General features: G+C 66.3%; 25 protein-coding genes and 2 riboswitches. Of the genes, 14 read left to right on the plus strand and 11 right to left on the minus strand.

What is annotated here, in order from left to right:
• Positions 1 to 12: 12 nt before the first annotated feature.
• The 8 genes from ABWP22_RS08550 to ABWP22_RS08585 are packed head-to-tail and all read left to right on the plus strand — an operon-like array spanning position 13 to position 6,386.
• Entirely contained in the window at positions 13 to 687 is a 675-nt protein-coding gene (locus ABWP22_RS08550) for an SRPBCC family protein (RefSeq protein ID WP_353199540.1), read from the plus strand.
• Positions 684 to 1,631, plus strand: a complete 948-nt coding sequence (locus tag ABWP22_RS08555; RefSeq protein WP_502951107.1) for an XdhC family protein — start codon at positions 684 to 686, stop codon at positions 1,629 to 1,631. The genes ABWP22_RS08550 and ABWP22_RS08555 overlap by 4 nt, the downstream gene beginning before the upstream one ends.
• Positions 1,628 to 3,190 carry an NTP transferase domain-containing protein gene (locus ABWP22_RS08560; protein WP_353199541.1) on the plus strand — a complete coding sequence of 521 codons (1,563 nt, stop codon included), beginning with the start codon at positions 1,628 to 1,630 and terminating at the stop codon, positions 3,188 to 3,190. Before ABWP22_RS08555 ends, ABWP22_RS08560 begins: the two co-directional genes overlap by 4 nt.
• Positions 3,191 to 3,232: 42 nt before the next feature.
• Complete coding sequence (locus ABWP22_RS08565) at positions 3,233 to 4,123, plus strand: dienelactone hydrolase family protein (RefSeq protein WP_353199542.1); 891 nt, start codon at positions 3,233 to 3,235, stop codon at positions 4,121 to 4,123.
• A gap of 40 nt (positions 4,124 to 4,163) precedes the next feature.
• Complete coding sequence (locus tag ABWP22_RS08570) at positions 4,164 to 4,622, plus strand: MarR family winged helix-turn-helix transcriptional regulator (protein ID WP_353199543.1); 459 nt, start codon at positions 4,164 to 4,166, stop codon at positions 4,620 to 4,622.
• Positions 4,619 to 5,068, plus strand: coding sequence for a PaaI family thioesterase (locus ABWP22_RS08575; protein WP_353199544.1), 450 nt, complete (start codon positions 4,619 to 4,621; stop codon positions 5,066 to 5,068). Before ABWP22_RS08570 ends, ABWP22_RS08575 begins: the two co-directional genes overlap by 4 nt.
• Positions 5,065 to 5,787: an SDR family NAD(P)-dependent oxidoreductase gene (locus ABWP22_RS08580; RefSeq protein WP_353199545.1), complete on the plus strand. Its 723-nt coding sequence runs from the start codon at positions 5,065 to 5,067 to the stop codon at positions 5,785 to 5,787. Before ABWP22_RS08575 ends, ABWP22_RS08580 begins: the two co-directional genes overlap by 4 nt.
• Before the next feature lie 11 nt (positions 5,788 to 5,798).
• Positions 5,799 to 6,386: a 2-hydroxychromene-2-carboxylate isomerase gene (locus ABWP22_RS08585; RefSeq protein ID WP_353199546.1), complete on the plus strand. Its 588-nt coding sequence runs from the start codon at positions 5,799 to 5,801 to the stop codon at positions 6,384 to 6,386.
• A 24-nt stretch (positions 6,387 to 6,410) separates the two neighbouring features.
• On the opposite strand, the gene ABWP22_RS08590 is transcribed toward ABWP22_RS08585, so the two are convergent.
• The 5 genes from ABWP22_RS08590 to ABWP22_RS08610 all read right to left on the minus strand — a co-directional run bounded on the left by ABWP22_RS08590 (position 6,411) and on the right by ABWP22_RS08610 (position 13,955).
• On the minus strand, positions 6,411 to 8,900 hold the full coding sequence (locus ABWP22_RS08590) for a TonB-dependent receptor (RefSeq protein ID WP_353199547.1): 2,490 nt from the start codon (positions 8,898 to 8,900) through the stop codon (positions 6,411 to 6,413).
• Between the two features lie 275 nt (positions 8,901 to 9,175).
• Positions 9,176 to 9,913, minus strand: coding sequence for a Bax inhibitor-1/YccA family protein (locus ABWP22_RS08595; RefSeq protein ID WP_353199548.1), 738 nt, complete (start codon positions 9,911 to 9,913; stop codon positions 9,176 to 9,178).
• Between the two features lie 136 nt (positions 9,914 to 10,049).
• The gene (locus ABWP22_RS08600; protein WP_353199549.1) at positions 10,050 to 12,503 is read right to left on the minus strand and encodes an ABC transporter permease; all 2,454 of its coding nucleotides are present in this window, start codon (positions 12,501 to 12,503) and stop codon (positions 10,050 to 10,052) included.
• 20 nt (positions 12,504 to 12,523) lie between these two features.
• Complete coding sequence (locus ABWP22_RS08605; RefSeq protein WP_353199550.1) at positions 12,524 to 13,225, minus strand: dienelactone hydrolase family protein; 702 nt, start codon at positions 13,223 to 13,225, stop codon at positions 12,524 to 12,526.
• A 13-nt stretch (positions 13,226 to 13,238) separates the two neighbouring features.
• Positions 13,239 to 13,955 carry an ABC transporter ATP-binding protein gene (locus tag ABWP22_RS08610; RefSeq protein ID WP_353199551.1) on the minus strand — a complete coding sequence of 239 codons (717 nt, stop codon included), beginning with the start codon at positions 13,953 to 13,955 and terminating at the stop codon, positions 13,239 to 13,241.
• A 65-nt stretch (positions 13,956 to 14,020) separates the two neighbouring features.
• On the opposite strand from ABWP22_RS08610, the gene ABWP22_RS08615 reads away from it, so the two are divergent.
• From ABWP22_RS08615 to ABWP22_RS08630, 4 genes are all read left to right on the plus strand, one after another.
• The gene (locus tag ABWP22_RS08615) at positions 14,021 to 14,638 is read left to right on the plus strand and encodes an arylesterase (protein WP_353199552.1); all 618 of its coding nucleotides are present in this window, start codon (positions 14,021 to 14,023) and stop codon (positions 14,636 to 14,638) included.
• On the plus strand, positions 14,635 to 15,153 hold the full coding sequence (thpR, locus tag ABWP22_RS08620; RefSeq protein ID WP_353199553.1) for an RNA 2',3'-cyclic phosphodiesterase: 519 nt from the start codon (positions 14,635 to 14,637) through the stop codon (positions 15,151 to 15,153). Before ABWP22_RS08615 ends, thpR begins: the two co-directional genes overlap by 4 nt.
• Positions 15,154 to 15,345: 192 nt before the next feature.
• The gene (locus ABWP22_RS08625; RefSeq protein WP_353199554.1) at positions 15,346 to 16,131 is read left to right on the plus strand and encodes an Npun_F0296 family exosortase-dependent surface protein; all 786 of its coding nucleotides are present in this window, start codon (positions 15,346 to 15,348) and stop codon (positions 16,129 to 16,131) included.
• A gap of 366 nt (positions 16,132 to 16,497) precedes the next feature.
• A complete protein-coding gene (locus ABWP22_RS08630; protein ID WP_353199555.1) occupies positions 16,498 to 17,286 on the plus strand; it encodes an Npun_F0296 family exosortase-dependent surface protein in 789 nt (262 codons plus the stop codon).
• A 134-nt stretch (positions 17,287 to 17,420) separates the two neighbouring features.
• On the opposite strand, the gene gcvPB is transcribed toward ABWP22_RS08630, so the two are convergent.
• From gcvPB to gcvT, 5 genes are read right to left on the minus strand one after another with little or no spacing between them, the layout of a single operon-like run.
• Entirely contained in the window at positions 17,421 to 18,980 is a 1,560-nt protein-coding gene (gene gcvPB, locus ABWP22_RS08635; RefSeq protein ID WP_502951109.1) for an aminomethyl-transferring glycine dehydrogenase subunit GcvPB, read from the minus strand.
• A 5-nt stretch (positions 18,981 to 18,985) separates the two neighbouring features.
• A complete protein-coding gene (gcvPA, locus tag ABWP22_RS08640; RefSeq protein WP_353199699.1) occupies positions 18,986 to 20,356 on the minus strand; it encodes an aminomethyl-transferring glycine dehydrogenase subunit GcvPA in 1,371 nt (456 codons plus the stop codon).
• Positions 20,357 to 20,361: 5 nt separating this feature from the next.
• Positions 20,362 to 21,132 carry a class I SAM-dependent methyltransferase gene (locus tag ABWP22_RS08645; protein WP_353199557.1) on the minus strand — a complete coding sequence of 257 codons (771 nt, stop codon included), beginning with the start codon at positions 21,130 to 21,132 and terminating at the stop codon, positions 20,362 to 20,364.
• Positions 21,133 to 21,504: a glycine cleavage system protein GcvH gene (gene gcvH, locus ABWP22_RS08650; RefSeq protein ID WP_353199558.1), complete on the minus strand. Its 372-nt coding sequence runs from the start codon at positions 21,502 to 21,504 to the stop codon at positions 21,133 to 21,135. It abuts the gene before it with no gap.
• Positions 21,501 to 22,637 (minus strand): glycine cleavage system aminomethyltransferase GcvT, encoded by a 1,137-nt coding sequence (gene gcvT, locus ABWP22_RS08655; RefSeq protein WP_353199559.1) that lies wholly within the window; start codon positions 22,635 to 22,637, stop codon positions 21,501 to 21,503. Before gcvT ends, gcvH begins: the two co-directional genes overlap by 4 nt.
• 46 nt (positions 22,638 to 22,683) lie before the next feature.
• A riboswitch (glycine riboswitch) is annotated at positions 22,684 to 22,799 on the minus strand.
• Position 22,800: 1 nt separating this feature from the next.
• A riboswitch (glycine riboswitch) is annotated at positions 22,801 to 22,905 on the minus strand.
• A gap of 117 nt (positions 22,906 to 23,022) precedes the next feature.
• Between gcvT and ABWP22_RS08660 the strand changes: the two genes are divergently transcribed.
• Entirely contained in the window at positions 23,023 to 23,583 is a 561-nt protein-coding gene (locus ABWP22_RS08660; protein ID WP_353199560.1) for a hypothetical protein, read from the plus strand.
• On the opposite strand, the gene ABWP22_RS08665 is transcribed toward ABWP22_RS08660, so the two are convergent.
• Positions 23,565 to 24,209, minus strand: coding sequence for a hypothetical protein (locus ABWP22_RS08665; protein ID WP_353199561.1), 645 nt, complete (start codon positions 24,207 to 24,209; stop codon positions 23,565 to 23,567). The two genes, ABWP22_RS08660 and ABWP22_RS08665, sit on opposite strands and share 19 nt — an antisense overlap.
• Positions 24,210 to 24,295: 86 nt before the next feature.
• On the opposite strand from ABWP22_RS08665, the gene ispH reads away from it, so the two are divergent.
• On the plus strand, positions 24,296 to 25,291 hold the full coding sequence (gene ispH / locus ABWP22_RS08670) for a 4-hydroxy-3-methylbut-2-enyl diphosphate reductase (protein WP_353199562.1): 996 nt from the start codon (positions 24,296 to 24,298) through the stop codon (positions 25,289 to 25,291).
• Positions 25,292 to 25,299 lie beyond the last annotated feature (8 nt).

Consider the following 25,299-nt stretch of genomic DNA (forward strand, 5'->3'; position numbering starts at 1 on the left):
TGATTGACTTGGATGCGCCGAAGACGGCAAGCGTTGGTGACAGGCCACAAACAGGCAGATGACGAGGCGCGCATGGAACTGGCAGGACAAGTGGACATCGCGGCATCGCGCGCCAGCGTGTGGGCGGCGCTGAACGACCCCGATGTGCTGGCGCGCTGCATTGATGGGGTCGAGCGGCTGGTGCGCACGGAAGGCACCGAATCAGGTGGCGTGCCGAGCTTCGAAGGCGAGATGAATGCCAAGGTCGGCCCGGTGCGGGCGCGCTTTGCCGGCACGGTGCGGCTGGAGGATATCGTGGCGCCCGAACGCTACCGCCTGGTTGGCGAAGGCAAGGGCGGGATCGCCGGCTTTGCCAAGGGCGGCGCCGATGTCGCGCTGGCCGAGCTTGGCCCGGCGCTCACACGCCTCGATTATGTGGTGAAGGCGCAGGTGGGCGGCAAGCTGGCGCAATTGGGCGCGCGACTGATCGAAGGCACCGCCCGGCAATATGCCGAAGGCTTTTTCGCCAAGCTGAAGGCCGAAGTCGAGGCGCCAGCGGCGGTGGAAGCCGGAGCGGTCGATTCGGCAGTGGAAACGGTGTCCGTCAGCACCCCGGCGGTCCAGGGCGGGCTGTCGCCGCTGGTGTGGGGCGGCGGGCTGATCCTGGCGGTGATGCTGTTCCTGGCCTGGCAGTGGAATCATCTGTGAGCGTGGCGGGCCTGGACGATGATCTGGCCACATTGGCCACCGGGCTCGATTGGGCACGGGCCGGGCATGGTGTTGGCATCGCCACGGTGATGACCACCTGGGGTTCGGCGCCGCGCCGGATGGGCAGTCATCTTGCGGTGCGCGCCGATGGCCTGTTCGCAGGCAGCGTATCGGGCGGGTGTGTGGAGGCCGATGTCATCCTGGCCGCGCAGGATCTGATCGCCGCCGGCACCGGCCATGCCGTGCTGGAGTTTGGCGTTGCCGATGAAGTGGCGTGGAGCGCCGGGCTGGCGTGCGGCGGCCGCATTTCGATCCTGGTGCAACGATTGGCCGACGATGGCCTGCCGGTCGCGCTGGTGGCCGATGTGCTGGCGGCAACCGCGGTGGGCGAGGCGCGCAACATCAGCAGCGATCCCGCCACCGGCCAGGCGCAGGCGGGTGACGCCGGCCCGTTCGTGCGCGCCTATCCGCCGCCACGCCGGCTGCTGATCATCGGGGCCGTGCACATCGCGCAGGCGCTGGTGCCGCTGGCCCAAAGTCTGGGCATCGCTGCTTCGGTGATCGACCCGCGCGGCTTGTTCGCCGCCGACGATCGCTTTGCCGGGGTGGTGCTGGATCGGCGCTGGCCGGATGAGGCGCTGGCCGCCTTGCGCCCTGACGCCGCCACCGCACTGGTGGCGCTCACCCACGATCCCAAGGTCGATGATGTGGCGCTGGCCGCGGCACTGCGATCGCCGGCGTTCTACATCGCGGCGCTGGGCAGCCGCAAGAATCACGCCGCGCGGCTGGAGCGGCTGGCGGCCCAGGGCTTTGGCGCGGCCGATCTGGCGCGCATCCACGGCCCGGCGGGGCTGAACATCGGTGCAGCCAACCCGGCGGAGATTGCCCTGTCGATCGCGGCGCAACTGGTGGCGAGCTGGCGCGGGGTCTTGGCCCGCCCATGAAATTCGGGCCGGTGCCGCTGGTCGCCGCGCAGGGCGCGCTGCTGGCGCACAGTGTGGCGCTGGGGCGGCGGCGGCTGGCCAAGGGCCATCGCCTGAGCGCGGATGATGTGGCGGCGCTGGCCGCAGCCGGGATCAGCGACGTGATGGTGGCCCAACTGGAGCCTGGCGACGTCGGCGAGGATGCGGCGGCCGCGCAATTGGCAGCGGCGCTGGCCGGTACCGGCCTGATGGCGCTGGCGCCAGTGCACGGCCGGGTCAATCTGGCGGCGCGCAGCGCCGGATTGCTGTGCCTGCCGCCCGGATTGGTCGCCGCGATCAACAGCATCGACGAAGCCATCACACTGGCGACGCTGGCACCGCACACGCGGGTCGCAGCGGGCGGCATCGTCGCGACCATCAAGATCATCCGCTATGCCGTGGCCGAAGCGCAACTGGCCGCCGCCATTGCGGCAGCGCGCCCGCTGCACATCGCAGCGTTTCGGCCGGCGAAGGTGGCGCTGATCGCCACGACCTTGCCCGGCACCAGTGCCAAGGCGCTGGCCAGGCTGGCGCAGGTGACGGCGGCGCGGGTCACCACGCTGGGCGGGGACATGCGGATGCAGCCGCCCTGCCCACATGATGCCCCGGCACTGGCGACCCGTCTGGCCGCAATGGATGCCGATGTGCTGCTGGTGGCTGGCGCGTCGGCCAGCGTCGATCGCGGTGACGTGATCCCGCAGGCAATCCTCCAGGCCGGCGGCAGCGTCGAGCGGCTGGGCATGCCGGTCGATCCCGGCAATCTGCTGGTGCTGGGGCAATTGCGCGGCCGCCCGGTGATTGGCCTGCCCGGCTGCGCGCGCAGCCCGAAACGCAACGGCTTTGATCTGGTGCTTGAACGCCTGCTGGCCGGGATCGCAGTGCGCGGCGACGACATTGCCGCCATGGGCGAAGGCGGCCTGTTGCCCGAAGCCGAGCGCCCGGAACCGCGCGCGACCGCGCGGCGGCCACAAACGGTCGGCGCGGTGGTGCTGGCGGCAGGGCGGGCCAGCCGCATGGGCGGGCCGCACAAATTGCTGGAACCATGGCGCGGGGCACCGCTGGTGGCGCATGTGATCGATGCCCTTGCCGCCGCCGGTCTGCCGCCGCCCGTGGTCGTGCTCGGGAATGAAGCAACAGCAGTGCGGCGCGCGCTGGCCGGGCGGGCGGTCCAGTTCGTCGCAGCCGCCGACTGGCAGGACGGCATGGGCCGCAGCCTGGCTGCCGGCATTGCGGCGGTGCCAGCCCACTGGGATGCGGCGCTGGTCTGCCTGGCCGACATGCCGCGCATCGAGCCCGCCCTGATCACGGCTCTGGCGGCAGCCGCGGGCGAGGTGGTGCTGCCGGAATTTCAGGGCCGGCGCGGCCATCCGGTGCGCTGGCCGCGCGCCGCCTTCCCGCAACTGCTGGCGCTCACGGGCGATGTCGGCGGGCGGGCCGTGATGGCGGCGTTTGCCGTGACCGCTTTGCCGGCGCCGTCGGATGCCTGCCTGGATGATATCGACACGCCGGCGGCGCTGGCGGCGTTGCGGGCCTTGCCCTGACGCTGGCTTAGCCTAAGCTTCGGCGACATTGGAGGATCAACCATGACGCAACCGACCCAGGCGATGATCGATCTCTATGACCGCTTCACCCACGGCCGCGACCCCAACCGTCGCGACCTGATGGCTGAAATGGCGCGGCTGGCCGGCGGCATGGCGGCGGCGAGCAGCATGCTGGGCCTGATCGCGGCGCGCAGCGATGCGGCGCCAATGGTGGCCGCAGACGATCCGCGAATCAAGGCCGCTGATATCGTTGCCGATCTGGGCAGCGGGCGCACGATGCGCGGGCATCTGGCGCAGCCGGCCAAAGGCGCCGCCACAGCCCCCCGCGTGCTGGTGATCCACGAGAATCGCGGCCTCAATGATCACAACCGTGATCTGGCGCGGCGGCTGGCCACGGCCGGCTTCGTGGCCTTCGCCGCCGATTTCCTCACGCCAGCCGGCGGCACGCCCACGGTTGGCAGCGGCACCACCAGCGCCGAAGATGTGGCGCGCGACATGATCGGCAAGCTCGATCGTGCCCAGACGGTGGCGGACGGCGTTGCCACGCTGCAATGGCTGGCTGCCAAGGCGCCGGGCAAGGGCGCGGCCGGCGCGGTCGGCTTTTGCTGGGGCGGCGGCATGGTCAATGCGCTGGCGGTGGACGCAGGCCCGGCCTTGCGCGCCGGTGTCGCCTATTATGGCGCTGCCCCGCAGGATGTGGCCGGGGCAGCGCAGGTGAAGGCGAAATTGCTGCTGCACTATGCCGGCCTGGATGAGCGCATCAATGCCATGGCACCAGCCTGGCAGGCGGCGCTGAAAGCCGCCGGCGTGACCTATGACGCGCATGTCTATGCCGGCGTGAACCATGGCTTCAACAACGACACCGCGGCGGCGCGCTATGACAAGGCCGCAGCCGAACTGGCGTGGAGCCGCACGCAGGCCTGGCTGCGTTAGCCAGGCTTGATTGCCTGCAATTGCAGATTATACTGAGGGCGTGATTTCGCCTGCTCCACCCCCGCGTTCCGGGCCCGGCCTGCTGTGCACCGCGGCCAAGGTGCGGCAATTGTCGCGGCGGGTCAGCCAGATTTACGACGATGCACTGGCGGAGCATGGCCTGACCATCGGCCAGTTCGGCCTGCTCGCCTGCCTGTCGCGCCGCAAGGGGCTGGGCATCGGCGCCCTGGCCGAACAGTTGCGCGCCGATGCCTCCACGGTTTCGCGGCTGGTGCGGCCGCTGGCCAATGCCAGCCTGATCAGCATCCGCATCGATCCCGACGACAAACGCGGCCGGCTGGTTTGGCTCACCGACGCTGGTCATCAGCGCCGCGCTGCCGCCCAGGCCGGCTGGCAGGCCGCACAGGATCAGTTGGCCATCCAACTCGGCCCCGGCCGCCTCGCGGCACTGCGCTTCCTGCTCGATGAAGCCCATGAGCGATTGGAGACGGCAATATGACTGCAATTGCAGATAATGCACCGGCGCGAACCGGGCTGGACCTGATGCAGGCGCTGGTTGCAGGGCCGCACCGCGGCATGTCCGCGCTGATGGGCATTGACGGCGGCAGTGCCGGTGAAGGCTGGGTAATATTCCTCGCCACGCCTGGACCGCAACACCTCAATCCGATCGGCACCGTGCACGGCGGCTTTGCGGCCACCTTGCTCGATTCGTGCATGGCCTGCGCAGTGCACAGCACGCTGCCGGCGGGCGTCGGCTACAGCACCATCGATCTCAATATCAGCTATATCAAGGCGATTACCCCCACATCCGGCCGGGTGACCGCGCGCGGCGAGATCATCAGCCGCGGCAAGCGCGTGGCCACCGCCCGCGGCACGCTGACCGACAGCGAGGGCCGTCTGCTCGCCACCGGTACCACCACCTGCCTGATCATGGGTGCCGCATGAGCGGCGCGGCGGTGATCATCGGGGCCGGCGATGCCACCGGCGGCGCGGCGGCTGAAGCCTTTGCCGGCATCGGCCTGGTGGCGGTGCCGGTGCGGCGCAACGGCGACCAGTTGGCGCCGCTGCGTGATCGGATTCTGGCCAGTGGCGGCCAGTGCGTGGCCATCGGCGGCGATGCCCGTGACGAGGCGCAAATGGTCGCGCTGTTCGACCGGGTCGAGGCCGAAATCGGGCCGGTCGAGGTGCTGGTGTTCAACATCGGCGCCAACTCGCCGATGGGAATCCTTGATGAAACCGTGCGGCGTTACACCAAGATCTGGGAAATGTGCGCGCTCGCCGGCTTCATCACCGGGCGAGAGGCGGCGCGGCGCATGGTGAAGCGTGGGCGCGGCACCATCATATTTACCGGGGCGACGGCCAGCCTGCGCGGTTCAGCAGGGTTCGCCGGCTTTTCCGGCGGCAAGTTCGCGCTGCGCAGCCTGGCCCAGGCCATGGCGCGCGAGCTGGGCCCCAAGGGCATCCATGTCGCGCACAGCATCATCGATGGCGCCATTGATACGGCGTTCATCCGCAGCAATTTTCCGGATCGTTACGCGATGAAGAACGACGATGGCATCCTCGATCCCCACGCCATCGCGGCGGAGTATGTGCGGCTGCACCAGCAGCCGCGCAGCGCCTGGACGCACGAACTGGATCTGCGACCGTGGATCGAGAAATGGTGAAGGAGCAAGCCATGCCCAATGCAATCGAATTTCTGTTCGACGTCGGATCACCCACCGCCTACCTCGCCTGGCACCGCCTTCAGGGCATCGTGGCCCGCACCGGCGCGGCTCTGATCCCGGTGCCGATCCTGCTCGGCGGGGTGTTCAAGGCCACCGGCGGTAGCCCGCCGGGCACGGTCGCTGCCAAGGGCCGCTGGATGAACGAAGATATGCAGCGTTGGGCGGCACGCGATGGCGTTGTGCTGGCAATGAACCCGTATTTCCCGATCAACACGCTGACGATGATGCGCGTTCTGGCCGGACTGGAGGGCGATTCCCGCTTTGGCGGCGTGGTGAACACGTTGTTTGCCGGCATGTGGCAGCAGGGGCTGAACATGGCCGATACCCAGGTGCTGACCGGCGTGCTGACCGCGGGCGGGCATGATGCACATGGCCTGCTGGCGCTGGCGCAATCACCGGACGTAAAGGCCCGCCTGATCGCCAATACCGAAGCCGCCGTGGCGCTCGGCGTGTTTGGCGCACCAACCTGCTTTGTCGCTGGGCAGATGCATTTCGGCCAGGATCGACTGGATTGGGTGGAGGCGGCGGCGGCCGGCTGATCCGCCGGCCGCCCCCTATAAACCTCAGAAGCGATAGCGCACCAGGCCGCCAAAGGTGCGCGGCTGGTTGCGATAGCCCGACAGCGTGCCGGCCTGCGCCACACCCGGGAAGATGGTGGTCACCCAGGCTTCGTCGGTGAGGTTGCGGGCCCAGATGGTCAAATCCAGCTTGTTGTCGATGGCAAGCGTGGCCGAGGTGTTGACCAGATTGACTTCACGCTGAAGCGCGACCGTGCCTTGGGCGATCTGGGTCGGGCTGTTGTGCTGATAGTCGATGTGGAACATCAGCCTGTTCTTGTCGCCCAGAGGCACAGTGTAATCGGTGGCAAGCGACGTCGAGAATTCCGGCACGCCGGCGCTGCGCTGGCCGCTCAGGTCCACCGGAACCGTAGAGAAGCTGCCGGCAACAAGCGCGGCGCCGCCGGGGAAGCGATCAAACTTGTTGTCGAGATAGGTGAAGTTGGCGCTGAAGCGCAAGTTCTTCGATGGCGAGAAGCTGGTGTCCAGTTCAAGCCCCCGCGACGATTGCTGATCGGCATTGGCCAGGATGAAGCCGGTGCCGGAGAACACATTGCTCTGGAAGCCGTTGATGACCTGAATGAACGCCGCGAGATTGACACTGAAGCCTTCCCACTGGCCCTTGGCACCAATTTCATAGACGGTGGCATGTTCCGGATCAGCAAAGCGCGAGCCGGTGGTGAGGTTCACTGGCAACGCAGCGCCCAGCGCGGTGCGGATCGGCGACGCGGCCGGTGCCGGCGACTGCGCGGTCGAACCGGGGATGAACTGCGTCGCGAACGGCCGCGAATCGATCGAAAGGTTGAACGAGCTCGCCTTGAAGCCAGTGGCGTGGGTGGCATAGACGCTGATGTTGTCGCTGGCCTTGTAGGACAGACGCAGCGTGTAGGCGAAATCGCTGTCAGACGTGCGGCCATCTTCAACGGCGTTCGGGAAGTTCAGGAACGGCGGGATGAACTGCAACGGGCGCAAGCCCAGGAACGGGTTGGCGGAGGTGGCAGCCACACTGGCCGGCACCCCGGCCCGCACACCGGCAAGCACCAGATCAAGCCCGGAGAACACGTCGTTGGTGGTGATGTTGGTGGCCACACGCTTGTTGTCGCGCGTGTAGTTGCCGCCGGCGGTGAAGGTCAGATTCTCGACGATTTCCCAATCCACGTTGCCGAAGATCGAGATGGCGCGATTCTGATAGTCATATTGTTCAAACCGGCCCTGACCCTGGCCGCCGAAGGGTGCGGACGGCGTGCCGGGCAGCAGCGCACGCAGCGTGGGTTCCAGATTGGTGTAGGCCCCGCCCGACAGGGCGCTGGCATAGTTTCGGAAATCGCGACCAAAGGTCAACTGGCCGCTGGCATCGATATTCTCGTGGAAATAGAAGGCACCAAGCAGGAAGTTGATCGGGCCATCGAATTTCGACGCGATACGGAATTCGGCGGTGTAGGTGTCGATGGCGTTGCGGGCGCTGTTCTCACCGATCAGATCGGCGCTGGTGAAATCGCTGTCAGCATTGGTGTTCAGCCGCACGCCGCGATAGGCGCCAATGAAGGTCAGATCGAACTTGTCGGCGTTGTAATCGGCCTGGGCCGAGACGCCGAAATTGTCGATCAGGTTGGTGGAGCCGAAGTTGGTGGCCGAGGTCAGCGCGAGCGGCTGATTGGAAATGACCCGGCCGCCCAGCGCCCGCACGGCATTGCCGGTGGGGCCGTCGACAAGGTTGACCACCGAGCAGCAGATTTCATCGATCTTGTCGTAATCGGCGATCAGGCGCAGCTTGAAATCTTCGGACGGCTTGAACAGCAACTGGCCGCGCACGCCACCACGGTTGCGCTCATTCTCGTCGCGGTTGAGCGTGGTGTTGAACACATAGCCGTCGCGCTTGTTGAAATTGCCGGCCAGGCTGAAGGCGATGGTTTCGGAAATCGGGCCGGTGATTTCGGCGCGCGCCACGATGGCGTTGTAGTTGCCATAGGAGAGTTCCGCCTGGCCGCCGAACTCGAACTTCGGTTCGGACGTGACCACCGAAATGATCCCGGCCGACGCGTTCTTGCCGAACAGCGTCGATTGCGGGCCGCGCAGCACTTCGATGCGCTCCAGGCTGGGCAGATCGCCGATCTGCGCGGCGGAACGGCTGCGATAGACGCCGTCGATGAACACACCCACCGCCGGTTCGATACCGACATTGTTGGCCCCGTTGCCGAAGCCGCGGATGATGAAGCTGGTGTTGGCCGAGCTTTGCAACTGCGACACGCGCAGCGACGGCACCAGCGTCTGCAGATCGAGCGCATCGCGGATCTGGGCGGTTTCAATCGCCTGGCGGCCGGTCACCGACACGGAAATCGGGGTGTCCTGCAGGGTCTTGGCCTGCTTGCTGGCCGTCACGATGATGATGTCATCGTCGTTTGCCGCATCATTCTGGGCGCTTTGCTGCGCGGTTGCGGCGGTAGCGATCAGGCTGGCGCCGGCCAGGATGGCGATACGAAGAGCAGAGAAGTTCATGATGGTCGACCCCGGATAAGGCGTTGCAATAGGGTATATACCCCACGATGTGCCTGTTTCTCGGCAGTCAGGCCGGAAGGAAAGCGCCAAAGCGAAAGTGGGCCAAATGGCCGACTGTTTCCGGTCGCACGTGGCCAAATTGTCACAGTTTGGTTACGGTCGGGCCATGATCTGGCGTGCAACTGCCAATTTTTCGAAACAGCGTGGCAACCGAAAGACAAAAGGCCCGGCAGGTTTACCTGCCGGGCCTTGATGTTCACGCTGTCCCAAGCGGTTTATTCGCGGTTGCCCATGAAGCTGAGCAGGAACTGGAACAAGTTGATGAAGTTCAGGTACAGTGTCAGCGCACCAAGCACCGCCGACTTGCCAGCGAAATCGCTGCCGGCGACCTGGTAATAAAGTTCTTTCAGGCGCTGCGTGTCATAGGCGGTCAGGCCCGCGAAGATCAGCGTGCCCAGGATGTTCACCGCCAACTGCAAACCCGTCGAACCGATGAAGATGTTGGCAATCGACGCGACGACAATGCCGATCAGGCCCATCATCAGGAAGCGGCCCATGGCCGACAGATCCTTCTTGGTCGTGTAGCCATAAAGGCTGAGGCCGGCGAACGAGGCCGCGGTCACGAAGAAGGTCTGCGCGATCGACGCGCCGGTGTAGCGGGCGAAGATCACACTCATCGACACGCCCATCAGCGCGGCAAAGCCCCAGAACAGGCCCTTCAGCGTCGATTCGCTCATGCGCGCCAGGCCGAAGTTCATCGCCAGGATGATCCCGAGCGGCGACAACATCGCCACCCAGCCCAGCATCGTCGGGCGGCCGATTTCGTTGAAGAACACCGCGAACAGCGACGGCGTCGAATATACCAGCAAGGCGACGATGCCGGTCAGCAGCACGCCCGATGCCATATAATTGTAAATGCTGAGCATATAGCTGCGCAGGCCGGCATCATAGCCGGCGCTTGCACTGGCCTGGGCCCGCATGGCTGCGAGCCGTGGGTCCATTTGATTGGCCATTGGTCTTTCCTCCAAGATGCCGGCAACAGGCCGGTGACGGAACCGATATCGGGCATCTCGCGGCGTTTTTCAATGGCTGCGGATTACCGACGCGTCATCAGAGTTGTCGCAGCACGGCGGCTGGTCGGGCCGGCCGCTATAATTGTCTCAGCACGGCTGACGGCCGTGCCGAGAGGGCCTGCCAGTTGCCGAGCAGCCCCAGCACCACCGTCACCACGGCGCCCACCGCCACCGTGGCGACCACGCCGCCCCAATCCGGCGTCCATTCCAGGCTGAACACCTGGGTGACCACGAACCAGCCCGCCGCACTGCCCAGCAACAGCGCCAGCCCGGATACGATCAGCGCCAGCAGGCCATATTCGGCCAGCGTCGCCGCCGCCACCTGGCCGCGCGTCGCGCCGAGCAGTTTCAGCAGCACCGCATCATAGGTACGCGCCCGCGCCCCGGCGGCCAGCGCGCCGACCAGCACGGCAATGCCGGCGGCGACGGTGACGCTGGCGGCGGCGCGGATCGCCGCCGAAAGCTGCGCAAGCAAGGCCTGCACCTGCCCGATCACGTCCTTCACCCGGATGATCGAAGCGGTCGGAAAGGCGCCCGCCACTGCACGCGACACGCCGGCTTCCTGATCCGGCTTTACCTGCACCGTGGCCATCCAGCCGTGCGGCGCCGCCTCCAGCGTGCCGGGCGAGAACAATATCGCGAAGTTGAAGCCCATCGACTGCCAATCGATCTTGCGCGTGCTGGCGATTTTCGCGGTCACTTCGACGCCCAGCACCGAAACGGTCATCGTGTCCCCGATCTTCAGGCCGAGCGCTTGCGCCGCGTCTTCATCGATGGAGATCAGCGGCGGACCGGCATAATCGCGCGGCCACCATTTGCCCTGCACCAACATATTGCCCGGCGGAAAATCGGCAGCGTAAGACAAGCCGCGATCGCCGCGCAGGATCCAGGCTTCGGGCGCCACGATCCTTTCCGACGGCACGTTGTTCACCGCGGTGATCGGCCCGCGCATGCTGGGCACGGTGACAATGCCGGCGCCCGGTGCCGCGCGGGTGACGCTGGCCAGAAAGGCGGCGCGTTCTTCACCCGGGATATCGAGCACGAAAAAGCTGGGCGCACGCGCCGGGATGCTGCGATTGATCTGGCCGGCCAGATTGCCTTCGATGGTGGCGAGCGTGGCGAACAGGGTCAGGCCCAGTCCCAATGCCACCACCAGATTGCGGGTCGGCGCGCCGGGGCGGTGCAGATTGGCCAGCGCCAGCCGGGCCAGCGTGCTTCGCGGGCGCGGCACGCGAGCGGCGCCCCAGGTGATGGCACCAGCGAGCAACCAGAGCAGCAAGAGCAGCCCGAGCGCGCCGCCAAGAAAGCCGATGACGAAGATGCGCTGTTCCGCGAGCAGCACCAGCAGGCCGAGCACGGCCACGGCGCTGCCGGCGATGATGGCGATGGTGGTGGCATCGGGCCGGGCGCGCGCTTCGGTCAGGCTGCGCAGCAGGCGCGCGGCCGGCATGCGCGCGCCCTGCGCCAGGGGCCACAGCGCAAACGCCAGCGCGATGGCGAGGCCATAGAAGGCCGCCTGCGCCAGTGCGGCCCATTGCGGGCCGGTGGCCGGCGGCACCGGCAGGCTGGCCGCCGCCAGGCCGGCGACAACGGCCGGCGTGGCGGCGCCGATGGCCAGGCCGATCGCCACGGCAACGACCGCGACGATCGACAATTGCCACAGATAGATGGCGCGCACGGTGGCGCTGTCAGCCCCCAGCGTCTTCAGCGTGGCGATGGTGCGGGTGCGCGCCGCGAGGTAGGCCGACACCCCGCCGGCCACGCCGACCCCGGCCACCACCAGCGCGGTCAGGCCGACCAGCGTGAGGAACTGGCCCAACTGGCTGATGAAATTGCGGGTGCCGGGCGCGCCATTGCTGCGATCGCGAATGCGGGCGCCGGCGGCGACGGTCTCCAGCCGCGCCTTGGCGTCTTCCAGGCTGACGCCGGGCTTCAGCCGGATGCGCAATTCGCTGGTGTACAGGCTGCCGATGGTGATCAGCCCGGCCTTGGCCAGATCATCGCCGTGGACAACCAGGCCGGGGCCGAAACCGAAACCATCACCGGCGCGGTCCGGCTCCTCAAGCAAGGTGCCCGCATAGATCAGGCTGGTCTGGCCAAGCGTCAGCCGGTCGCCAGGTTTCAGGCCCAGTTTGTCGGCCAACGCCGGCTGTGCCGCGGCATAGCCGGGGCGGACGTGACCACCGCCAGCCAGCAGGGTGCGGCCATAGAGCGGCCAGTTGGCATCGACCGCCTTGATCTCTGCCAACACGGCGTCTGTTCCCGGCCGCGGGCCCGAAACCATACCGCGCAGTTTGGCGACCACGCCGACCGTGCCGAGATCGGCCGCGATCTTGCGCTGCACCGCTCCCGGCATGGCACCCGAAAGGCGCAGCGCGACGTCGCCGCCGAGCAACAACTGGCCACGTTCGGACAGGCCGGCGTTGATGGCGCTGGCCAGGCTGCCGACGCCGGCCAGCGCCGCAACGCCAAGCACCAGGCACACGGCCAGGATGCGCAGGCCGGCCAGCCCGCCGCGCAGTTCCCGCAACGCAAGACGAAAGGCGAGATTCAGAGGACTTCGGCCAGGAAATTGGTCAGCGCCTGCCACGATCGGCGATCAGCGGCAGCGCTGTACTGGATGCCGCCGGCCGGGTTGTTGGCCTGCGGCGCCGTAAAGGCGTGCATGGTGTGGCCATAGGCATGCAATTGCCAATCGGCGCCCTTGGCATTCAGCTCATGGCCCAGCGCCACCGTGGCATCGGGCGGGGTGAGCGGATCATTCCAGCCGTGCAGCACCAGCACTTTGGCGGCGATCGGCGCATCTGGCAGACCATTGGGGGCATAGACGCCGTGGAAACTGACCGCGCCCTTGACGCGTGCATCGCCGGCGCGGGCCACATCGAGCGCGCAAAGCCCGCCGAAGCAATAACCGATGATGGCAATGCGATCCGAATCGATGGCCGGATTGGCAACCGCCGCATCGACCGCAGCCAACAGGCGGCGTTGCAGGCCGGCGCGGTCGCCCATCCACGGGTTCATCAGATGGCCATTGTCACCCGCCGGATCACCGCGCACGCCCTTGCCATAGACATCGATGGCAAAGCCGGCATAGCCCATGGCCGCCAGTTTGCGCGCCACGCCATTGTCCGCCTCCGACTGGCCAGCCCAGTTGTGCACGATCAGCACGCAAGGATGCGGGCCGGGCCCGTCGGGCAGGGCAACAAAACCTTCCAGTTCATCGGTGTCGTCGAAATAGCTGAACAAAGTCACGCGTATCGTCTCCTCATGCGGCCGCTTCGGCCCCAGTTGTTGTGTCATCTGTTGTGTCGTCGACAATGCGGCCGTCGCGCATGGTGATGATGCGATCGCAGCGCGCCGCCAGATCGGCATCGTGGGTGATCAGCACCAGCGTGGCGCCGGTTTCGGCCAGTCGGCCATAAAGCAGCTCGACAATGGTCTCGCCGGTGGCGGCATCGAGATTGCCGGTGGGTTCATCGGCGAAAATCAGCGCAGGGCGGCCGACCAGCGCGCGGGCAATGGCGACGCGCTGCTGCTCGCCGCCGGACAATTGGGTGGGATAGTGGCTGAGGCGGTGGCCAAGGCCGACCGATTCGAGTTCCGCTTTGGCGCGTGCCGGCGCATCGGCCTCGCCAGCCAGCTCCAGCGGCACGGCGACATTTTCGAGCGCGGTCATGGTCGGGATCAGGTGGAAAGCCTGCAACACGATGCCGATGCGGCCCCGGCGGGCGCGGGCCAGCGCATCCTCGTTCATGGCGGTGAAATCCGCGCCTGCGATCAGCACCCGGCCAGATGTGGCCTGCTCCATACCCGACAGTACCGCCATGGCGGAGGATTTGCCGGAGCCGGACGGACCGAGAATGGCCAGGCGCTGCCCCGCCGGAACCGCCAGGGTGAGGCCGCGCAGCACATCGACTGCGGCATCACCGCTGCCGAGCCGGAGGGTGACATCGCGGGCGTCAATGACGATATGGGTGTTCATCAGTTCCCGCTGGATCGGAAGAGGATCGATTTGTGCAGTTAGGCTTGTCCCGGGCGTTTTACCAGATGATGCTGGGAGTCGGCGCGCTGTTCATGTCGCAGGCAGCGATGGCCGCAAAGCCATTGACCGTGCTGGCCTATGGCGATTCGCTGATGGCCGGATATCAGCTGCCGCCCGGCACCGGCTTTGCACCGCAACTGGAAAAGACGCTGAAGGCAAAAGGCCGCGCCGTGACGGTGGTGGGCGCCGGCGTGTCGGGCGACACCAGCACGCAAGGCAAGGCGCGGCTGAACTGGGTGCTGGCCGGCATGAAGACCAAGCCCGATCTGGTGATCCTGGAACTGGGCGCCAACGACATGCTGCGCGGCCAATCGCCGGCGACGGCGCGCGCCAACATCGATGGGATCGTGAAGGCGTTCAAGGCGAAGGGCGTGCGGGTGATGATTGCCGGCATGCGTGCCAGCCCCAATCTGGGCGCCGCCTATGTGCGTGAGTTCGAAGCGCTGTATCCGGCCGTGGCCAAGGCCAATGGCGTCGCGCTCTATCCCTTCTTTCTGGACGGCGTGGCGGCACAGCCGAAACTGCAACTGGCCGATGGCATGCACCCCAATCCCAAGGGCGTCACGGTGATGGTGCAGCGCATCCTGCCGGCCGTGGAGCGGGAGCTGGACGCGATCAGATGATCCGGCTTTTTGTCGCGCTGGAATTGCCGGCCGATGTGAAGGCGGCGCTGACCGCCAGCATGGGCGGGGTGGCCGGCGCGCGCTGGCAGCGCGACGATCAACTGCACCTGACGCTGCGCTATATCGGCGAAGTCGATCGCCACACCGCACAGGACATTGCTGCCGCTCTGGGCCGGGTGAATGCGAAGCCGTTCACGGCCGAACTGGGCGATCCCGGCCTGTTCGACCATCGCGGCCGCGTGGACAGCCTGTGGGTGGGGGTGCGCCCGGCCGATCGGCTGGCGGCGCTGGCCAGGGCAGTGAATGCCGCGCTGGCCGGGGTGGGCATCGCGCCGGAACCCCGGGCGTTCGTGCCGCACATCACGGTGGCACGCGGGCGCACCATGCTGGGCGTGACCGGCTGGCCGCAGGCGCCGATCCCGCGCCTGAATTGGCCAGTGAGCGGTTTTGCCCTTTGGGACAGCCATTTGGGCCGTGACGGCAGCGATTATACGGTGCTGGCGCGGTGGCCCTGAGCCGCTGGCCGTGAGGCTGCGGCGAAGCCGCGAAGGCGGCGCCGGCGTCAATCAAAAGTATATTTAAAAATCAAAAGGCTAGATGCCCCGTGCTGCGCATTGCCAAGGCTGCGCGGCCAACCTACCTGCGTCGCTTCCGGAAATTATCAACGTTTCCGAAATATTTATGAACAAGAAGCGAGATACAGCACGATGATCAAGTCCCCATCCATCGCCGCAGTGGCCAGCGTGCTGGCGGCCAGCAGCGCCCAGGCCGTCATCCCCTTCACGGTCAGCCTGGAATCGGAAGCAGCCGGCATCCAGAAAAGCACATCCGGATTCGACGCGGTGGGCATCGAGACCTTCGATGCCATCGCCACCGGCACCGGCAAGAACGTCACCAGCAATTTCGGCGGATCCGTGTTCAGCGGGCGTTACGCCGGGGTGCAGATCAACAAGGCCGATCAATATGGCGGCGCTGGCGGCAACGGCCGCTATCCGGTGACCTTCACCAATGCGGGCTACAGCGTTGATCTGTCGTCATCACAGCCCGGCGGCGTCACCTATTTCGGGTTCTGGCTGTCCGCGCTCGATGCGGGCAACAATGTCAGCTTCTATCAGGGCGGCCAGTTGCTGTTCACCTTCGGTGCACAGGCTGCCCGCACCTTCATCAACACACTGCCGGACTTCAAGAGCCATTATGGCAATCCCAACATCGCCTTTGCGGGCCGGAACAGCGGCGAGCCCTACAGCTTCCTGAACTTCTATGCACGCGGCGGCACCAGCTTCGATCGCATCGTCTTCGCCGAAAAGCCGGCCGGCGGCGGCTATGAAAGCGACAACCACATGGTCGGCCGCTGGAACCGTGTTTCGGGCACCATCGTGCCAGTGGCGGGCACCATCAATACTGTACCGGAGCCGGCGACGTGGCTGATGCTGGTGTTCGGCTTTGGCCTCGTCGGCGTCGGCATGCGAAAGCACATGCTGGTTGCAGCCTGAACACAGCACGGTGTGAAAATATGGCCGGCAGTCGAAAGACTGCCGGCCTTTTTTGCGCCTTTCCGCCTGCGGGAGCCGGCGAAATCCGGCGCCGCCGGCCCGGGCTGAAGCGTGAGATTTGGCCCAGCAGCGCTTGCGACGCGCGCATCTCAAACAATTTTCCTCGTAAATACATATATTTGAGTTGCAACGGCAGCGATTGGAGACCACAGGCGCGCCGGGCAATTCGTTATTTTTTGTTCATCGATATTAACTTCACGCTTGCGCTGCATCGCGCTCCGCCTTAATGACGACCCTCGACAGGCGCGTAAACGATTTGTTAATTGATATGAACAGTTTCGGCCAACAGCAACTCAGGGGTTTGACATGAAAATCATTCTTGCATTCGGCGCCACCGCGGGCCTGATGGTGGCAACCAGCGCGCAAGCGCTCATTCCATTCACGGTCAGCCTGGAATCCGAAATGCCGGGCGCGCAAACCACCACCACGGGCTTTGATGCCTTCGGCGTGGAAACCTTCGACACCATCAACACCGGCACCGGCAACAATTTCCTCTCCACCTTCGGTGGTTCCGTGTTCCGCGGCAATTATGAGAACGTCGAAGTGCGCAACGCCGATCAATATGGCGGCGCCAACGGCGACACGCGCTATGCCGTGACCTTCACCACGGCTGGCTACAGTGTCGATCTGTCCAGCACCGAACCGGGCGGCGTGACCTATTTCGGCTATTGGCTGTCGGCGCTGGATCGCGGCAACAATGTCAGCTTCTATAGCGGTGGCAACCTGTTGTTCACCTTCAATGCCGAAGCCGCAAGCACCTTCATCGGCGGCCTGCCGGCGGCACCAAGCTATCGCTGCAATCCGAACATTGAGTTTGCCGACCAGAATTGCGGCGAGCCCTATGCCTTCCTGAATTTCTATGCCCGCGGCGGCACGACCTTTGATCGGATCGTGTTCAGCGAGTCGCCCGAGGTTGGCGGCTATGAAAGCGACAACCACACGGTCGGCCGCTGGAACCGCATTTCAGGCACGATCGTTCCGGTGCCGGGCGGCATCAACGCCGTGCCGGAACCGGCGACCTGGCTGATGCTCGTGACCGGCTTTGGCCTCGTGGGTGCCGGCATGCGCCGCCGCAGCCAATTGATGGCTTCCTGAATACCGGTGCCGGCTGAAGGGTGAGGGGTGCAGATATGGCCACCGTTGGCCACGCTCCACCCCATTCGGCTTCGCCGAGTGACCCTCCCCCCAAGCTTACCCCAGAACAGGCCTGGGGAGAGCAGGAAACACGGTCACGCCGCCTCATCCTTCCAGTTCAGCACCGGTCGCCGCGCCGCCAGCGTCTCATCAAGCCGGCGGCGCGGCGCGAAATGCGGGGCGCTGCGCCAGGCTTCGGGATCGGCCAGCATCTGCGTGGCCACATGGCGCATCGCCCCGATCAACTGATCGAGATTGGCCTTGCTTTCGGTTTCGGTCGGCTCGACCAGCATGGCACCGTGGACGACCAGCGGGAAATACATGGTCATCGGGTGGAAGCCTTCATCGATCAGCGCCTTGGCAAGATCGAGCGTGGTGAGGCCCGTTCCGTCGAGAAAATCATCGGAAAACAGCGCTTCGTGCATGCACGGGCCACCATCCGCAAACGGCGCGGTGTAGATGTCCTTCAGGCTGGCCAGCAGATAATTGGCGTTGAGCACGGCATCTTCCGACACCTGGCGCAGGCCATCGGCGCCATGGCTCATCATGTACGACAAGGCGCGCACGAACATGCCCATCTGGCCGTGGAAGGCGACCATGCGCCCGAAACTGTCAGGCGCGACCGTGCCGGCGGTGTCTTCTTCCACCAGTTCCAGGCCTGTTGCGGTGCGGCGCACGAACGGGATCGGCGCGAACGGCGCCAGCGCAGCCGAAAGCACCACCGGGCCTGAGCCAGGCCCGCCGCCGCCGTGGGGCGTGCTGAACGTCTTGTGCAGATTGATGTGCATCGCATCCACACCCAGATCGCCGGGACGCACGCGACCGACGATGGCGTTGAAATTGGCGCCGTCGCAATAGACATAGCCACCAGCCGCATGAACGGCATCGGCAATGGTCTTCAGATCGGGTTCGAACAGCCCGCAGGTGTTGGGATTGGTGATCATCACCGCCGCCACATCCGGCCCCAGCCGGGCCAGCATGGCATCGAGATCAACGCGCCCACGCGCATTGGCCGGGATATTCTCGACAGTGAAGCCGCAGAAGGCCGCCGTGGCCGGATTGGTGCCATGCGCCGATTCAGGCACCAGCACGACGCGGCGAGCATCCCCGCGCGCATCGAGCGCGGCGCGGATCGCCAGCATGCCGCACAATTCGCCGTGCGCGCCGGCCTTGGGGCTCATGGCGACCGCCGGCATGCCGGTCAGCTTCATCAGCCAATCGGCGAGCACGTCGATCAGTTCGAGCGCACCCTGCACGCTGGCCTGCGGCTGCAACGGATGGATATCGGCAAAGCCCGGCAGCCGCGCCATTTTCTCGTTGAGGCGCGGGTTGTGCTTCATCGTGCACGAACCCAGCGGGAAGATGCCGAGATCAATGGCATAATTCTGCCGCGACAGGCGGGTGTAGTGGCGCACGGCCTCCGGCTCCGAAAAGCCGGGCAGGCCGATCGGCGCGCTGCGGCCAAGGCCGCCCAGCCGATCCGGCACGGGCGGCACCGGCGCGAAATCGACGCCCGAACCGTCGGCGGCACCGCGTTCGAACAGCAATGGTTCTTCAAGCATCAGCGCGCGATTGCCGGTGAAGGTTTCCACAACCGCGCCGGTGCCGGCCACCAGCCCCAGATCGAGTCGGCTGGGGCGGCCCACGTTGTTCATCTCAGTCATTTTGCCAGCACCTCATCCAGCGCGTCTTCGAACGCGTCAAAATCTTCATCCGTGGCGGTTTCGGTGACCGCGACAATCATCGCATTGTGCAGCGACGCCTCGCCCGGCCACAGCCGGCCCAGCGACACGCCGCCCAGCACGCCCTTGTCAGCGAGTTTACGCACGACAGGCCGCGCTTCGCGGCCGAGATCCAGGGTGAATTCGTTGAAGAACGACCCGTTCAGCAGCGTCACGCCCGGCACCCGGCCCAGCCGGTCGGCCAGTTGTACGGCGCGGGCGTGATTAAGCGCCGCAAGATGGCGCAGGCCCTTTTCGCCCAGCAAGGTCAGGTGCACGCTGAATGCCAGCGCGATCAGGCCGCTGTTGGTGCAGATGTTGCTGGTCGCCTTCTCGCGGCGGATATGCTGTTCACGGGTGGACAGCGTCAGCACGAAGCCGCGCTTGCCGGCGGCATCGACCGTTTCCCCGCACAGGCGCCCCGGCATCTGGCGAACATGTTTCTCGCGGCAGGCGAACAGACCGAGGTAAGGCCCGCCGAACAGCAGGCCCGCGCCCAGCGACTGGCCCTCACCCACGACGATATCCGCGCCCATTTCGCCCGGCGACTTCACGGCACCCAGCGAGACGACTTCGGTGACGACGACGATCAGCAGCGCACCGGCCGCGTGGCAGGCATCGGCCAGCGGCGTCAGATCGGCGATGTGGCCGAACAGATTGGGGTTCTGCACGATGACGCAGCTGGTGTCCTTGTCGATGCCGGCGATCAGGCTGGCCAGATCATCGCCCGGTGCCCCGACGGCCAGGCTGGGCGTGCCGGCCACCACCACATCACCGGTGAAGCGCGTGAGCGTGTTCAGCACCGAGGTGTAATGCGGGTGGACGCCGGCCGAAACCAGGCACTTGGCGCGCCGGGTGATGCGCCGCGCCATGAACACCGCTTCGGTCATCGCGGTGGAGCCGTCGTACATCGAGGCGTTGGCCACCTCCATGCCGGTCAGCCGCGCCACCTGGCTCTGGAACTCGAACAGCACCTGCAGCGTGCCTTGGGCGATTTCCGGTTGATAAGGCGTGTAGGCGGTGAGGAACTCGCCGCGCTGGATCACCATGTCGACCGTGGCCGGCACGTGATGCTTGTAGGCGCCGCAGCCGACGAAGAACGGCGCGGTGCTGGCGGTGGTGTTCTTCGCCGCCATTTTCATCAGCGCGCGTTCCACCGCCATTTCGCTGGCATGGTTGGGCAGGCCGGCGATCGGGCCATCCAGCCGCGCATCCAGCGGCACATCGCTGAACAGCGCATCGATATCGGCGGCACCGATGGTGGCCAGCATGGCCTGGCGGTCGGTGGGAGAAAGCGGCAGGTAACGCAAGCGGGTCACTCCGGAAAATGCGCGGCAAAGCGCAGGCGAACATAATCGGCAATCCAGGCGCCATCGGCTGCCTGCAGCGCGGGCACGAGCAGTGCGGTGGTTTCGGCGATGATCTGATCCTTCAGGCCATCGGGCACGCCGGCGGCATCGATGAAGCCGCCGCGGAACGTTTCCAGCCAGCCGGCCATGCCGCTGGCGGGCAGCGGCGTCGGGCGCGGGATGAGGGCGCAGGCTTCAACTGCAAAGCCGCCGCGTTCGAGCACGGCGCGAAAGGCCGAGCCGGTGGGGTAATAGCTGGTTTCGGCGCCAGCGGCCGGAAAGCCGTGGTTGGCCAGCACCGCCTTCAACGCTGTGCGGATGGCGGCAATGTTGGCGTGACCGCCGAATTCACCGACATACCGCCCGCCGGGCTTCAAGGCACGCTTGACGCCCGCCGTCACCACATCAGGCTGGCCGACCCAATGCAGCGCAGCATTGGTGAACACCGCATCGAATTCGCCGGCAAAATCCAGCGCGCGAGCGTCGCCAACGCGGGCATCAAGGCCCTTGGCCCGCGCCGCGGCGACCATGGCAGGATCAGCATCCACGCCCACCACGTCGCAGCCGGCCTCGACGAGCTTCAGCGTCAGCACGCCATCACCGCAGCCCAGATCGAGGATACGCTCCCCCGGCCGAGGGCCGAGCAGATCAAGCACGGCAACGCCATACGCCGGTACGAAACCGGCGTTGGCGGCATAGAGCGCCGGATCCCAGCGGGAGGCGGTGCCGATGCTCACTTACAGCCCGGCGACGAACGCGTCGTAGGCCGCCTTGTCCAGCAGGCCATCCAGTTCGGACGCATCGGCCAGCGTCAGCTTGAAGAACCAGCCTTCGGTTTCGGGCGCCGTGTTGACCAGCGCCGGATCATCGGTCAGCGCCGGGTTGGCTTCGGTGACGGTGCCCGACACCGGCGCATAGACATCCGATGCGGCCTTGACCGATTCGACCACGGCGGCTTCCCCGCCCTTGGTCACGGCGCGGCCGGCTTCCGGCAGTTCGACGAACACGACATCGCCCAATTGGCCCTGCGCGTAATCGGTGATGCCCACGGTGGCGGTACCGCCATCGACATCGATCCACTCATGATCCTGCGTATAGAGGCGGCTCATGCTTTGGTCCCTTCCCTGACATAATTCTTCTGCTTGAACGGCATCGGCACGACGCGCGCGCCGATGCGCTTGCCCCGCACATCAATCTCCAGCGCGGTGCCGTCGCCGGCATGCGCGGTTTCAACCATGGCCATGGCAATCGGCACATTCAGGCTGGGCGCGAAGCCGCCGGACGTGACGACCCCCACCTGACGCTCCCCTGCCCAAACGGTGGCGCCCTCGCGCGCTGGCAGCCGGCCTTCCACGCTGAGGCCCACCCGCTTGCGCGGCGCACCGTTCAGCAATTGATCGAGGATCAGCGATGCCCCCGGAAAGCCGCCTTCGGTTTTGCGACGCTTGGAAATGGCATAGGCCAGATCGGCCTCGATCGGCGTGACACTGGTATCAATGTCATGTCCATAAAGCGGCAGCCCGGCTTCGAGCCGCAGCGAATCGCGTGCGCCCAGCCCGATGGACTTGACCTCCGCATGCGCCAGCAAGGCTTCGGCCAACGCCTCGGCAGAAGCCGCCGGCACCGAGATTTCATAGCCATCCTCGCCGGTGTAGCCCGACCGTGTGATGCCCAGCGTGATGCTGTTCCACAGGAACCGCGCACCGGCCATGAATTTCAGATCGGCAAAACCGGGCTGGTCCGCTTCGGCCGGAGCCAGCGCCAGCCGCCCCATCACGGTGACCGCCTGCGGCCCCTGCAGGGCCAGCAGCGCGTGATCCTCCATGTGGGTCAGTGTGATGCCGGCGGGCAGCCGCGCCTGCATGTGCGCGATGTCGCCCGCCTTGGTGGCGCCATTGACCACCAGATAATAGCTCTTGCCGGTGTTGGTGACCATCAGATCGTCGATGATGCCGCCATCATCGGTCAACAGCAGCGAGTATCGGGTGCGGTGCGGCTGCAGGGCCAGGAAATCACCGGGCGCCAATGTTTCCAACCACGCGCCCGCGCCGTCGCCTTCCACCAGCAATTGCCCCATGTGCGAAACATCGAACAGCCCGGCGGATTCACGCGTCCACACATGTTCGGCGATGATGCCTTCAAACTGGATCGGCATGGCATAGCCGGCAAAGCCCACCATGCGCGCGCCCAGGCGGCGATGCAGCGCATCCAACGGCAGCGATTTCAGATCGGCTTCGGCCATGTAACCCCCGGCAACAACAGTTGCGCCCGGCATGGTTGCCGACCGCCTGTCCCCCACTGTCGCCAGACCTGAGAGCTTTGACCGGGTCACTTGCGTGACCGCGGCTTACCCCTTCGGTGGGGCATGGCCACAAGGCCATACCCGCTTTCCAGAGTGTCGCTGATACGCCGGCGCGGTCCTTGGGCCTGAGAGATTCCGGGGGCGGCTTGCTCCTTCGGCGGTGGGCATCGGCCTTGCAGCCCCACCCACACTCTCCCGCGCGCGGCGCCGGGGTTTCCCCCGGCGACACCACCGCGATTGGGCGATGCCCGCGCGCCTGTCAATGGCCGGATTGCCACCCGGCTGAAACAAGCCCGGCCGCGGCCGTTGCTGGCTGCAGGAGGGCGTGACGATGGGCAAATATGGCTCGGTGCTGGCGCTGGTGATCGGCTTTGTGCTGGCGATGGGGATGCACGGTGCGAACCGCGTCGAAGCGCCGCGCACCGGGCCGGCGCTGCCCGAACTGGCGCGCAGCGCGGCCGGCGCTGGCGTCACCATCGGCGATGCGTGGCCGGCGTCGGCGGATCTGGCCGGGTTGCAGACCGGCTGCGCCGAGGCCTGCACGCGCAGCGATTATCGGCCGCTGGCCCCCTGGGAAGCGCAGCCGCCGCTGCCGCAAGTGGCCGGCGACCTGCGCCTCACATGGCCGGGGCGTCAGGATGGTAGCCAGCGGTTGCAGAGCGGCACCGCGCCGCCTGCTGCCCTGGCCCGCCTGCAAGCCACGCCGATGCAGTTTGCCACCGAGCCTCTGGCGATGCCAGCCCGTGCGAGCAGCCTGAGCGATGGTCCGTGGCTGAACCTGGCACCCACGCCGGAACCGCAGAGCTGGGCACTGTTCATCACCGGCATGTTGATGGTCGGCCGCCAGCTGCGGCGCCGCAAATCGGCTTATTTGGCGACGTTGTAGGCCAGGGACTGATCGTCGAGCTGGAAGCCGAGCAACACCTCGAAGCTGGCGGCGCGCAACGCGGCGCGCACTTCGGGATCGGCCATCGGATCGGTGGCGGCATCGATTTCGCCCGGCTTGCGATTGCGGTTGATCTTGCCAAGGATTTCCGCCGAAACGGCCGCCGCCCGGCGCGACACGCTGACGTCGGCCGTGCCGCTGGCCAGCGCGCGCTCCTGCCCGGCAGCGAACTTCACCTGCACCTGGGCAATCTGCTTGGCGTTCACCAGATTGCCGGCCTGCACCATCGCGACGAACAACGGCAAGGTGACGCTGCGCGCCGCGGTGGTGTCGGTGCGGCGCGCCACCACATCATAGGTGATCCGCGACTGGAAAAACTCCGCCGTCTCGACACAGGTATCGCGGACGTTGGTGATGGACGCCACCAGATCGAGGTTGGCGACATCGGGCGGGCCGGGGCGGAACAGGCTGATATCGCCGGCATAGGCCGCCACCGCCACCGCCGGGCAGGACGAGCGATTGACCACCAGCGGATTATTGTCACAGCCGGCCAGAGCCAGCGCTGCCAGCGCTGGTAGCGCCAGGCGGGCAGAGGTGCGAAATGCGGGCGTCATCATCGGGGCCATGGCCCTCTCCTATGGGGCAAACGCCGCGGGGGCAAGCCACTGCTGGGGGGTGGCGCGGCATTGGCAGTTGGCGTAAAGCGCGGAGCATGAGCAGCGCTGCACCCGCCCCCACGCTTCCTGAAGCTGATGTCATCTCGCCGGCCGCCCGCCCGGCCCTGAATGTGCTGGTCGCTGCGCCGCGCGGCTTTTGCGCCGGGGTCGATCGCGCCATCCATATCGTCGAACTGGCGCTGGAGCGCTGGGGCGCGCCGGTCTATGTCCGCCACGAGATCGTGCACAACAAGTTTGTCGTCGACAGTCTGAAGGCCAAGGGTGCGCTGTTTGTCGAGGAACTCGATGAAGTGCCTGACGGCGTACCGGTGGTGTTTTCCGCCCATGGCGTGCCCAAGGCCGTGCCGGCCAAGGCCGAAGAGCGCGGCCTGACCTATGTCGATGCCACCTGCCCGCTGGTGTCCAAGGTGCATCGCCAGGCCGAGCGACTGGTCGCCGCCGGGCGCCATATCCTGTTCATCGGCCACCATGGCCATCCGGAAGTGATCGGCACCTTCGGCCAGGTGCCCGATGGCGCCATGACCCTGATCGAGACGGTGGAAGACGCGCAGCGCATCCAGCCCGCCGACCCGGCCAATCTGGGCTTCCTGACGCAGACCACGTTGAGCGTCGACGACACCTCGGACATGGTTGCCGAACTGAAGCGCCGCTTCCCGGCGATCGAAGGCCCGCGCGGCGACGACATCTGTTACGCCACATCGAATCGCCAGGCTGCGGTGAAGGCGATGGCGCCGCGCTGCGATCTGGTGCTGGTGATCGGCGCACAGAACAGCAGCAACAGCCAGCGCCTGCGCGAGGTCGCCGAACGCGAAGGCGCACAAAGCTGGTTGATCCAGCGTGCCGTCGATATCGATTGGCGCTGGTTCGATGGCATCAGCACCGTCGGCATCACCGCTGGGGCATCGGCACCCGAACTGCTGGTGCAGGAAGTGCTGACCGCGCTTGGCGAACGCTTTGTGGTGATTTCGGAGAATATCACCACCGCGGTGGAAGAGGTGGTGTTCAAGCTGCCGCGCTCGCTGACGGCCTGAGTCTGGAC

The organism is Sandarakinorhabdus sp. (assembly GCF_040398665.1).
Classification (GTDB): Bacteria; Pseudomonadota; Alphaproteobacteria; order Sphingomonadales; family Sphingomonadaceae; genus Sandarakinorhabdus.